Raw genomic sequence first — 12,188 nt, 5'->3', positions numbered from 1 at the left:
AAGCCGACATTCCGAGATCGGCAGACCACCCACGCCCACATACCACCACCCCCAAAACCGCACGCCCACAACACCCTCCACCACCACCGGCACACCACATCGGTGCATCCAGGCTGAGGTGTGAGGAGCGATAGCGACGAGCCGCTCGCTCCCTGAGGTGTGAGGAGCGATAGCGACGAGCCGCTCGCTCCCTGAGGTGTGAGGAGCGATAGCGACGAGCCACGAAGGGTCTGGCGACCTCAACTGCGCACTGTTCCCGCAGGATTGGTTCTGTCTCAACCAGAATTGCGACGGTCCTGCGCACCTGGTCGCTTCGCTAGCAACTTCAGATGATCGATCTCGCCGTCGATCAACGCCCTCTTCTTCGCTCGGGACCAACCGTGAATCCGCCGCTCGATGCGGTAGGCCTCGGTGAGTTCGAGCTCCGCGGACCACGCCAGCCTGACCGGGCGCCTGTGCGAGGTGAACCCGATCTGCGCCGAGCTATGTTGTTGGAGACGGTTTGTCAGGTCACGCGTGCTACCTACGTAGTACGCGCCGTCGGCGCATTCGAGGATGTAGACCCATGCCATAGGGGGATCATCAGGGATTGGTCGCTGGGCCTGGCTTGCTTGCGGCAGATTGTGGACAAGGTCGACGACGTCGTTGTCTCTGTGGACCTTTCGGTTGCGAGCCCTTCGTGGCTCGTCGCTTGCGCTCCTCGCACCTCAGTGCCCACGGCCAGCCTGCCAGCCGTCGTGGAGGTCGAAAGAACCGCTCCCTGAGGAGCGACCGGAGCTTGCGGAGGTCGCGTCACGAAGGGCCTGGCGACGTCGACTCACCAGGCCTTCGTGGCTCGTCGCTATCGCTCCTCGCACCTCAGGCAGCGAGGGGAGGCCGGTCGCTATCGCTCCTCGCACCTCAGGCAGCAGTGTTCGGTTGTGTCGGGTTTCTTTGGATCCGGGAGCGCCGGGGACCTCGGGCAGCAAGGCGGAGCTCGGGTGTCAGTACACGTCCCGCACGTACCGCTTGTCGGCGGCGAGGGCTTTGACGTAGGCCTCGGCACCGGCGGGGGATCGGCGCCCGTACTGCGCGACAATGCCTTTCAGGGTCGCGTCGACGTCCTTGGCCATCCGGGTGGCGTCACCGCAGACGTACACGTGGGCACCGTCGTGCAGCCACTGGTAGAGCTCTTCGCCGTGTTCGACCATGCGGTCCTGGACGTAGATCTTGCGATCCTGGTCGCGGGAGAAAGCGACGTCGAGGCGGGTCAGCAGGCCGTCGCCGAGCATGGTCGTCAGCTCGTCTCGGTAGTAGAAGTCGGTGGCCGAGTACTGTTCGCCGAAGAACAGCCAGTTCTTGCCGTTGTGGCCCAGGGCCTCTCGTTCGCGGAGAAAACCGCGGAACGGGGCGATACCGGTGCCCGGTCCGATCATGATCATCGGGGTGTCGGGATCGGCCGGCGGGCGGAAGTGCGTGGTCGAGGTGACGAAGACCCCGACCTCGGTGTCTTCGGCTTGGTCGGCGAGGAAGGTCGAGCAGACCCCGCCACGCTGGATGCCGCATCGGTTGTAGCGCACCGCCGACACCGTCAGCTGCACCTCGTCGGGACTCTCCAGCGGGCTCGACGAGATCGAATACGACCGCGGGGACAGTGGTTTGAGGATCTTCAGCCACTCGTCGACGTCGGCGGAGATCGGGTGCTCGGTGAGGACGTCCACCGACTGACGGCCCCAGGACCAGTCGTTGAACGCCTGCTTGTTGCCGGCCGCGACGAGCGTCTTCAGATCGTCGGAACCGGAACGCTCGCCGACGAATCGGACGAAATCGGGGGTGACCCGCGCGAACTCGAGCCGTTCGCGCAGTGCCTGGTGCAGGGGCATGTCGTCGCCGTCGACCGTCACCGAGTGTCCGCCGTCGAGTCCCGTCCGGTCGAGAAACTCGTCGATCAGGGTCGGGTTGTTCAGCGGCCACACGCCGAGCGCGTCACCGGCCTGATAGGTCAAGGTGTCGGCGGGCAGCCGGAACCCGAAGTTGCGCACGTCCTTCTGCGACCCCTCGGTGTTCAGCTTCACATTGCGCACCAGCGAGGTGACCAGCGGCTTCTTGCGTGAGTAGGCCGGCGCGGTCCTCACCGACGGTGCTGCCGACGAGTCCGCGGGCTCGCTGACGACGGTGACCCGCTCGTCGGTGACGCCGGAGACGGGCGCGCGGTTGCCGATGCTGATCGCGCGGATCACCTCGTTGAGCCAGCCGCCCGCGGTCTCCTCGAAGTCCGGTTCGCAGTCGACGCGGTCGACGATCCGACGACCACCGAGCTCACCGATCCGCTCGTCGAGTTTGCGCCCGTGGCCGCAGAAGTCGTCGTAGTTCGAGTCGCCGAGGGCGAGCACCGCGTAGTCGACGCCGGAGAGGTCTGGTGCCTCCGCGCCATTCAGCGCCTCCCAGAAGGCCGTACCGTTGTCCGGCGGATCGCCGTCGCCGGTCGTGGACGTGACGAACAGTGCGGTACCCCGCAAGTCGCCGACCTCGACCTCGTCCATCGACTTGGCATCGACGCGGAGCCCGCTCGCCTTCACCCGTTCGGCGGCCTCGGTGGCCAGTTCCTCCGCGTTGCCCATCTGCGACGCCCACAGGACGGTGATCGTGCCGGTCGACTCCGCCGGATCCGAAGGCTCTTCGCTCGGCGGGGCGACTTCGGTGCGCGCGAACATCCCGGCCAGCAGCCCCGACACCCACACTCGGACCTCCGGGCGCAGCGGTGCATCGGCCGGAACCGTGGGAACCGTTGACGGTGCGTCGGGGACACCCGCGGCCAGCCCGGCCAGGTACAACTGTTCGGTCGATGACAACTCCGGAGCGGTGACGTCCGAAACCCCGAGTGCGACAGCCAACTCAGAAGACCCGGCGGCCGGCACCACGGCCGGTGCAGACCCGGCGACCTTTGTCAGCGTCACGGCGCACACCTTCAGCTCGGGCTGCCGGGAGAGCGGGTCCACCGCATCAGACGTGACCGCGTTGATGGAGAGGTGCTCACCGAAGACGTCGTTCCAGTGGAACGGCACGAAGCAGTTCCCGGGACGCACCCGATCAGAGAGCCTGGCCGGCAACACCGCTCGTCCACGACGCGACGCCACCTCGACCTTGTCCTTCGCCGCGACACCGATGCGCTCGGCGTCCTCCGGATGGAGTTCGACGAACGGCTCCGGGTTGAGTTTGTTCAGCTTGGCAACCCGGCCGGTCTTGGTCATCGTGTGCCATTGGTGCGGCAGACGGCCGGTGTTGAGCAGGAACGGATAGTCGTCGTCCGGGAGCTCGGCGGGGTCGAGGTGCGGCCTGGCGAAGAACTGTGCGCGGCGTGTGGGCGTGGCGAATGCCAGTCGCGGAATCGATCCGTCGTCGAGGCGGTGCAGCGTCTGGCTCCGACCGTCGTTCAGATAGCGGATCGGGTTGCGCGCGCCGTCTTCGAGGAGGTCGGCCCCGTCGGACGACGGTGGGCACGGCCATTGCATCGGTGTCCGGCGCAGGCCGTCGTAGGTGACGCCGCGCAGGTCGTAACCGGTGTCGGGGTTGGCGAACTGCTTGATCTCGGCGAAGATCTCCTCGGCACTCGAATAGCTGAAGGCTTCCGCGTAGCCCATCTCGCAGGCGATGCGTGCGATGATCTCCCAGTCGGGGATCGCCTGCCCGGGCGCGTCGAGAGCGGGTTCGAACAGGGTGAGGTTCCGCTCCGAGTTCACCATGATCCCGGTCGATTCCGACCACAGCGTCGCCGGGAGCACGACGTCGGCGTACTGGTTGGTCTCCGTCTCGGCGAAGGCGTCCTGCGTGATCACGAGATCCGCGCGTTCGAGTCCTTCGATGACGGTCTTGCGATTGCCGACGGAGGCAACAGGATTGGTGCAGATGATCCAGCAGGCCTTGATCTCGCCATCGGCCATCTTGCGGAACATGTCGATGGTGCCGCCGCCGACGTCGGTGCGTATTGTCCCGGCCGGGAGGCCCCACGCGGTCTCCACGAACGTGCGATCCACCTCGGACAGCACCGACCTCTGGCCGGGCAATCCCGGCCCCATGTAACCCATCTCGCGGCCGCCCATCGCGTTCGGCTGGCCGGTCAAGGAGAACGGCCCGCTGCCGAGTCGGCAGATCGCGCCTGTCGCGAGGTGGAGGTTGATGAGCGCGTTGGTATTCCAGGTGCCGTGGGTCGACTGGTTGAGGCCCATGGTCCAGCAGCTCATCCAGTCGCCGGCCTCGCCGATCATCGTGGCCGCGGTACGCAGGTCCTCGGCGGGGATCCCGGTGATGGATTCGACCACCTCGGGCGGGTACTGCGCAGCGAAGTCCGGCATCTGCTCGAATCCGTCGGTGAACGACGCGATGAACTCGTCGTCGGTGTGGCCGTCGGAGATCAGCAGATGCAGGAGCCCGTTGAGGAAGGCGAGGTCGGTGCCGGATTCGATCTGCAAGAACAGATCGGCCTTGTCGGCGGTCGCGGTCCGCCGCGGGTCGACCACGATCAGCTTCGCCCCCGCCTTGACCCGGTCCATCATTCGCAGGAAGAGGATCGGGTGGCAGTCGGCCATGTTGGACCCGATGACCAGGAAGACGTCGGCGTGGTCGAAGTCCTGGTACGAACCGGGCGGACCGTCGGAGCCGAGCGACAGCTTGTAGCCGGTGCCGGCGCTGGCCATGCACAACCGGGAGTTCGACTCGATCTGGTTGGTACCGATGAAACCCTTGGTGAGTTTGTTCGACAGATACTGCGCCTCGAGTGACATCTGACCGGACACGTACAGCGCGACCGCGTCGGGGCCGTGATCGTCGACGATGGCGCGCAACCGGCGCGCGGTGTCGGTGAGGACCGCGTCGAGGTCGCCGCGTCGTAGCTGACCGCCGCGGTCGTCGCGGACGAGGGGAGCGTCGAGCCGTCCGCCGGCGGCGAGCATGTCGGAGGTGGTCGATCCCTTGGTGCACAGCCGGCCGAAGTTCGTGGGGTGATCGGCGCGCCCGACGGTCTTGACGAGCCCGCCGGAGTCGTCGAGCCGCATCTCCATACCGCAGCCGACGCCGCAGTAGGCGCACAGGGACATGACCGATCGGGACATGACGGGGTGCGTGGGGGGTGAGGCGGTCACGGTTCCAGCGTCGAAGTCGGATGTTTCGCAACCCGAAGGCCGGCGTTACGCAACCATCAACTTGATCTCACAGTCGACGGGCACTGGCGTGAAGGCGGGAGAAACTGCAGGTCGCGCGCAATTCCGAGACCGGATGGTCCGTGTTGCGGCGTTGCTCAGGCGGATCTCAGCCGAGGCGGATAAGACTGTATGCCATGCGCATCCTCGTGGTTGATGACGACCGGGCGGTCCGGGAGTCGCTGCGGCGGTCGCTCACCTTCAACGGATACAGCGTCGAGACCGCGGGCGACGGCATCGAGGCACTCGAGAAGATCCTCGCCGATCGTCCCGACGTCGTCATCCTCGACGTCATGATGCCGCGACTCGACGGCCTCGAGGTGTGCCGCCGACTCCGCTCCGCCGGTGACGACCTGCCGATCCTGGTGCTGACGGCACGGGACTCGGTGTCCGAGCGAGTCTCCGGGCTCGACGCCGGCGCCGACGACTATCTGCCGAAACCGTTCGCACTCGAAGAGTTGCTCGCACGGTTGCGGGCGCTGTTGCGTCGCGCGGCACCTGAAGACGACATCGACTCGGAGACGCTCACCTTCGCGGACCTGTCGCTCGACCCGGTGACGCGTGACGTGACCCGTGGTGAGCGGCCGATCAGCCTTACACGCACCGAGTTCGCCCTGCTCGAGATGTTGATGGCCAACCCGCGCCGGGTGCTGTCCCGAAGCCGCATCCTCGAGGAGGTGTGGGGATACGACTTCCCGACCTCGGGCAATGCCCTCGAGGTCTATGTCGGCTACCTGCGCCGCAAGACCGAGGCCGACGGCGAGTCGCGACTCATCCACACCGTGCGCGGCGTCGGATACGTGCTGCGGGAGACCCCGCCCTAGTGTCGTCGCCCTCGCGGATGCGCGACCACCTGACCCGTGTGCTCGCCGGCGGCCCCGGTTCGTCCGGGGCGAAGGGGTCGTCCGGAGAGAAGGAGATGCGGGCGCCGATGCCGTTGACGCGGGCGGTGTCCCTGCGTTCGCGTGTCACGATCCTGTCCGCGACCGTCGTGCTGGTGTCGGTGAGTCTGATGGCCGCGGCCGCCTACTTCGTGGTGTACCGGGCGATGTACAACGAGGTCGACCAGCAGTTGGAGAGCCGTGCCGACGGCATGGCGGCTCTGGCGCGCGCCGGTGTGCTCCGCAACCAGCCCGAGCAGCTGGTGGCGGGAACCGTGTTCTCGACGAACATCTCGGTCGCCCTCGTGACCCCGAGCGGTCAGACGTACCTCATCGGGCAGGTCCCGTTCGAGGACCCAGAGCGCGAGATCGTGCGCTCGCCGTCGGTTCCCGGGACCAATCCGCAGAGCCTGCGCACCACCCGCAATCAGCGCGTGCTGACGCGCAAACTCGACGACGGCAACACTCTTGTCCTGGCGCAGAGTCTCATCCAGACCGATCGCGTTCTCAAACGCCTGGCCTGGGTGCTGCTCGTGGTCGGTTGTGGCGGAGTGGCTTTGGCGGCTCTCGCCGGCACAACGGTCGGACGTGCCGGCCTGAGACCGGTGGCCCGGCTGAACCGGGCCGTCGAACGAGTCGCGCGAACGAACGACCTGACACCCATCCCGGTGAGCGGCAACGACGAATTGGCCAAGCTCACCGCGAGTTTCAACGCGATGCTCCGGGCACTCGCCGAATCCCGGGACCGCCAGGCACGTCTCGTCGCCGATGCCGGACATGAACTGCGAACCCCGTTGACCTCCTTGCGCACCAACCTCGAACTGCTGATCGCGGCGAGCAGGCCGGGTGCGCCGGCCGTCCCCGAGCAGGACATGGTCGACCTGCGCGCCGACGTCATGGCCCAGATCGAGGAATTGTCCACGCTGGTGGGCGATCTCGTCGACCTCGCCCGCGAGGACGCCCCCGAGGTGGTGTACGAGGAAGTCGACCTCGCGGAGATCGTCGAGCAGGCCCTCGAACGTGTCCGACGCCGCCGCAACGACATCGAATTCGAGCTGGACCTGTCGCCCTGGTACATCTTCGGTGAACAGCACGGACTGTCCCGTGCGGTACTGAATGTGTTGGACAACGCGGCGAAATGGAGTCCGCCGGGGACATCGGTGGCCGTCGGGCTGACGCAGACCGGGATGTCCACCGCGCAGCTCACCGTCGCCGACGCCGGTCCCGGGATTCCCGAGGAGGACCGTGGTCTCGTCTTCGAACGCTTCTATCGTTCGACGCAATCGCGGTCGATGCCGGGATCCGGTCTGGGCCTGGCGATCGTGCGGCAGGTCGTCGAACGTCATGGTGGAACCGTCGTGGCCGACACGTCGCCGCGCGGCGGTGCACTCATTCGGATGACTCTGCCCGGCCGGGCAACTCCCGCGGAACCATCTCCGCAAGTGATTCGTCAATAAGGGTGAAGCGCCGTGCATCGGCGGGTCACGTCGGCCGTCGTCCACACCATCGACAGCTGTGTGGTTACCCGGTGTGACCTGCCCATCGATCCCCTAGGGTTGACCAAGGCGCTGCGCGGGACGCCGGTCGAGTGGTTTCGGCCGACAAACCCGAGCGAAGTGAACCTTGCCGGCACATGGCCGGCGGAGACCACTGAGCCGGCTGTGTGCCGGTCAGACGACGAGGAAGAGACGAAGATGACGACTGGCGGTTCGCAGGGTGGCGGTCCGTACGGGGGTGGCCAGCACGGTCAGCACGGCGCTGGCCCGTCGAACGGGGGCAGCGCTCCCTCCACACCATCGGGCTCCGAGTCACCGACGCAGTCCTACAGCGGTCAGGGCACTCCCGGTCCGGCCTCGGGTGCGTTCCCCGCGCAGGGCGGCCGGCCCGTCTTCGGCGGCAACAACGCACCCACGTCTGTCTACGGCAACCCGGGAACCAGTCCTTTCCCTCCGCAGGCCCCGTATGGCGGGCCCGGAGCCGGCAATGCCTACCCGCAGCCCGCGTTCGGCGGGTCGGGTGGCAATCCGCCGCCCCAGGCGGCGAAGAACAAGGGCGGCGGACGCCTGGCCGCACTCGGCGCCGGTGCGCTGGTGGTCGCCCTTGTCGCCGGTGGTGCCGGCGGTGCGATCGGTTACACACTGGCCGACGGTTCCGACGGGTCGTCGAGCAGCAGCACGAGCAGCGGCCCGCTCGGCGGCGACCCCAAGGCGAACGGGAACACCGCGCCCGTCGAGGCGCCGGCCGGCTCGGTCCAGGAGGTGGCCGCCCGCGTGCTCCCGTCGGTGGTCTCCATCGAGGTCGCCTCGGGCGGCGCGCTGGGCTCGGGATCGGGGGTCGTCCTGACCGAGGACGGGGTCATCATGACCAACAACCACGTCGTGAGCGCCGGCGGCAACGGCCCCGCGGCCAAGGTCGCGGTCAACTTCTCCGACGGTTCGCGTGCGCAGGCCCGGGTGCTGGGCGCCGACCCGATCTCCGACATCGCGGTGATCAAGGTCGACCGGAACGACCTGACCCCGGTCACGGTCGGTAATTCGAACAACCTGGCGGTGGGGCAGGACGTCATCGCCATCGGTTCCCCGCTCGGCCTGGCCGGGACTGTCACCACGGGGATCATCAGCGCGCTCAACCGACCGGTCCTGACCTCGCGCGATCCGGGCACGAACACCACCTCGGTGATCGACGCCATCCAGACCGACGCCGCGATCAATCCCGGGAACTCGGGCGGTGCGCTCGTCAACGCCAGGGGAGCGCTGGTCGGCATCAACACTGCCATCGCCACCCTCGGTGGAGGCGAGCAACAGGCCGGTGGCAGCATCGGACTCGGGTTCGCGATCCCCATCGATCAGGCGATCCGCGTGGCCAAACAGCTCGAGTCCACGGGCAGGGCCAGCCACGCCAACATCGGTGTGTCCGTGCGCCCGAGTGGTGACTCCGACACGCCCGGCGCCGTCGTCACCGATGTGACCCCGGGAGGTCCGGCAGCGACCGCGGGTATCCCGAAGAATGCGGTCATCACGAAGGTCGACGACCGTCCGATCGCGTCGGGAGACGCTCTGGTGGCGGCCATCCGGTCGCACGCGCCGGGGGACACCGTCACCGTGACCTACTCCGATGGCGGGAACAGCAAGACCGCGCAGGTCAAGCTGGGCACGCTCGAGGTGAAGTGACGCGCTGCGCGTCCGCCCGCGAGTACGAATCGCACAACTACAGAGCGCACCACGACCGTCCATCGGACGGTCCGACAAGCTAGAGAAAGGGCCTGCCATGACTTACGCCGGATCCCCCGTTCCCGGAAACCCCGCCATCTCCGGCGACACCGACGAAGGGCAGTCCCTGGACGTCCGTCTCGCCGGTGATCCGGGTCAGGTCGATCCGGCCGACGTGGTGGCCGCCGACGCCGCCGCGCGGGAGTTCGTCGCGCGCCACGAGCAGGCCACGCACCGGCCGCAGGGTGAGGAGATCGGCCGGGCACTCGTCGTCGTCGTCGACGACGAGGCGGCGCATGGAGAGGATCAGCGTCTGCTCGGGCCGCTCGTCGGCGAACTGCTCGCCGAGGCGGGGTTCCATGTCGACGCGGCCGTCGTCGTATCCGGCGACGAGGTGGAGATCCGCAACGCACTGAACACCGCGGTGATCGGTGGCGTCGATCTGGTGGTGTCGGTCGGCGGGGTAGGTGTCGGCGCCCGCGACGTCACCCCGGAGGCCACCGAGCCCCTGCTCGATCGCCGGCTCCGTGGCATCGAGGAGGCGGTCCGCAGTTCCGGTCTCGCCGCCGGCGCGACGGATGGCGGACTTTCGCGCGGGCTGGCTGGAATCTCCGGGCAGACGTTAGTCGTCAATCTGGCCAATTCCCGCGCTGCAGTGCGTGACGGTATGGCGACCGCGGCGCCACTCGCCAAATATGTGATCGAGTCCATAAGTGAATTCTGATCATGGTCGCGATTACTCGTCTCGAGTACTGTTGAGCAAGGCTAAGGATCTCCCTGAACACAGGGACGATCGACCGACCGGAAACGGGGCGTCCCGTCCGCCGGCGGCTGACCGTGAGCGCCCCGGAAAACGACCGATGAGCAGTAGCGATGACGCTGCTGCTCGTCGTGCTGCGCGGCGGGCGAAGCTCGATTCCGTGTTCGGTGACGACCTCCCGGACATCACCACAGACGAGTGTGGCGAAGATCACAAAGGCCACTCTCAGGATTGGTTCGAAGCGCAGCGCCCACCCCATTACGAGTGAAATGCGACTTCTTCTACATAGCCGCATCAGCGTGTTTATCTACCGTTAACTTTGGTTCGTTGATAGATCACGTATTCGATATTTGTGATGCTGCGACCCCAGTTCGTGACACAGCTGAGTCCAGCTGTTGCCCGTTCTGAGACCCCTCCGATAACGTTCGGCTCGACAACGCTCGGCGCCCCGTAAATGGGGACATGAGCAGCGTCCTGCGATCTGTCGCGAGTGACGACGCAGCAGTGACCAGGAATTCGATGAATCCTCAACGGAAGCCAAGGCGTGCGCCAGAGCATGCTGGGCATCGCCGTGTGGAGCACATCGAACGTCGAGGGTCATGACTTGCGGATGCGGATGCATTCCGTGGGGGTAACAGCCGAATCCTGTGAGAGGGAACGAATGAGCAAGTTCAGCAAGCTTGGGCTGCGCCGCGCCGCGGGCGCGGTCGCGATCGCCTCGGCCGCGGTCGTGGGCCTGGCAGGCATGGGCGTCGGCGATGCCGCGGCTGCCGGTCTGCCGAATGGTTACAAGAAGGCCGCCGGCATCGACGGCGAGTCCATTCAGACTTGGCGCACCGGTGAGAGCGCGTACCCGGTTTCGACTGTGGCGAACAACCCGGCATCGCGTGGCTTCGCGATCTCCGGCACCTACACCGCGAAGGCTTCGGCCGGTGTCGGCGGCAAGCTCGCCGTCAAGTACATCATCGGTTGCCAGGTCGACGTCAGCGGCATCTCGCTCGATCTGGGCGGCGCCATCAGCCTCACCGCGACCACGCTGTCCGGTTCGCTCGGCCTCCCGCTGAAGCCGGGTCAGGTCGCGGTCGTCGACATCACCGACAAGGACTTCTCGGACAGTGGCATCGCCGCCGTCCAGCTGTCGCAGCTCACGTTCAACCTCAACCAGTGCGGTGGCTACGCCTCGGCACGCTCCGCGGCCAAGGTCATCGGTGCCAAGGGATACAGCACCGACGACGGCAAGCTGAGCGGCGAGGGCACCCTGATCCAGTCCACCCTGTACGGCAAGCCCTTCACCATCAACTGACCGGGCAGATAACTAGCACTTCCTGACTTATCTGCCCTGTGCAGATTGATATTCCACGAAGGGGAATCATGAAGAAGAACATCACGCGTCGCGTGGTTGCGGCGGCCGGTCTCGCCGGTGCCGTCGCGATGGGCCTCACCAGCCTCGGCGCCGGCGGCGCCACCGCCGGCCCGCTGCCCGGTGGCACGATCACCAAGACCCTGGTCGACGGCACGCCGGTCACGGTTCAGCTGTTCGACGAGTACGTCAACGTGCAGCGTCCGATCAGCAACGTCCCCACCACCCGTGAGGTGTGGCTGTCGGGCAAGGTCCGCGTCACCGTCGGCGGCAAGGCCAAGGGCGGCGCCGTCAAGGTCGGCTACGACGTCGGCTGCCAGGTGAACTTCGGTAGTGGAAAAGCAAACGTTCCGGGCGTCGCGGGCGGGGTCGACTACGGAACTCCCAGCAACATCACCGCAAACGGTGGCATCACTCCGTACAACAAAGAAGGGGACCTCGTCGGCGGCAGCCTTACCCTCGGTCCGGGTGAGGTCAAGCGCAAGTGGCTCATCAACGAGACCTCGGGCGACAACACCGCTTACACCGACTACGAGCTCAACGGTTACACCTTCAAGGGCAAGACCGGTGGTGTGGCCTACAGCCAGGAGCAGTTCAAGGTGGAGAGCTGCGCCGGCTACGCCGCTGCTCGCGCCTTCATCCAGGTGACGGTCAGCACCGACGCCGTCAAGGGCGTCGTCGCGCTCAACGGCAAGCCGTTCAGCCTCGGCTGATCGACTCGCTGACCCTCAGTAGCACCGCGGGGCGGGAATCCTTCATGGATTCCCGCCCCGCGGCGGTGTCTGGCGGGTGGGAGTGTCGCGG

Annotated in this window: 8 protein-coding genes; 6 read left to right on the top strand and 2 right to left on the bottom strand. The window is 66.8% G+C overall.

All coding sequences use genetic code 11. The features are described 5' to 3' along the window. Positions 1 to 275 precede the first annotated feature (275 nt). Both NWF34_RS24895 and NWF34_RS24890 read right to left on the bottom strand, forming a co-directional pair. Positions 276 to 572: a GIY-YIG nuclease family protein gene (locus NWF34_RS24895; RefSeq protein ID WP_258326377.1), complete on the bottom strand. Its 297-nt coding sequence runs from the start codon at positions 570 to 572 to the stop codon at positions 276 to 278. Positions 573 to 983: 411 nt separating this feature from the next. Further along, the gene (locus NWF34_RS24890; protein WP_258326378.1) at positions 984 to 5,072 is read right to left on the bottom strand and encodes a bifunctional nitrate reductase/sulfite reductase flavoprotein subunit alpha; all 4,089 of its coding nucleotides are present in this window, start codon (positions 5,070 to 5,072) and stop codon (positions 984 to 986) included. Positions 5,073 to 5,311: 239 nt separating this feature from the next. On the opposite strand from NWF34_RS24890, the gene NWF34_RS24885 reads away from it, so the two are divergent. The 6 genes from NWF34_RS24885 (at position 5,312) to NWF34_RS24860 (ending at position 12,097) form a co-directional block, all read left to right on the top strand. Then, positions 5,312 to 5,998, top strand: a complete 687-nt coding sequence (locus NWF34_RS24885) for a response regulator transcription factor (RefSeq protein WP_258326376.1) — start codon at positions 5,312 to 5,314, stop codon at positions 5,996 to 5,998. Positions 5,999 to 6,015: 17 nt separating this feature from the next. Beyond that, the gene (locus NWF34_RS24880; RefSeq protein ID WP_258326375.1) at positions 6,016 to 7,512 is read left to right on the top strand and encodes a HAMP domain-containing sensor histidine kinase; all 1,497 of its coding nucleotides are present in this window, start codon (positions 6,016 to 6,018) and stop codon (positions 7,510 to 7,512) included. 237 nt (positions 7,513 to 7,749) lie between these two features. Next, positions 7,750 to 9,225, top strand: a complete 1,476-nt coding sequence (locus tag NWF34_RS24875; protein ID WP_258326374.1) for a S1C family serine protease — start codon at positions 7,750 to 7,752, stop codon at positions 9,223 to 9,225. 97 nt (positions 9,226 to 9,322) lie between these two features. Further along, positions 9,323 to 9,988 (top strand): molybdenum cofactor biosynthesis protein B, encoded by a 666-nt coding sequence (locus NWF34_RS24870; protein WP_006357808.1) that lies wholly within the window; start codon positions 9,323 to 9,325, stop codon positions 9,986 to 9,988. Between the two features lie 697 nt (positions 9,989 to 10,685). Continuing rightward, positions 10,686 to 11,327, top strand: coding sequence for an MspA family porin (locus NWF34_RS24865; RefSeq protein WP_006357810.1), 642 nt, complete (start codon positions 10,686 to 10,688; stop codon positions 11,325 to 11,327). 68 nt (positions 11,328 to 11,395) lie between these two features. After that, positions 11,396 to 12,097: an MspA family porin gene (locus NWF34_RS24860; RefSeq protein ID WP_191834832.1), complete on the top strand. Its 702-nt coding sequence runs from the start codon at positions 11,396 to 11,398 to the stop codon at positions 12,095 to 12,097. The last annotated feature ends 91 nt before the right edge of the window (positions 12,098 to 12,188 follow it).

The sequence above is a fragment of the Gordonia sp. GONU genome (genome assembly GCF_024733855.1).
Classification (GTDB): domain Bacteria; phylum Actinomycetota; class Actinomycetes; order Mycobacteriales; family Mycobacteriaceae; genus Gordonia; species Gordonia amicalis.
The sequence above is the reverse complement of the archived record's forward strand: the minus strand, read 5'-3'. Positions and strand labels throughout refer to the sequence as shown.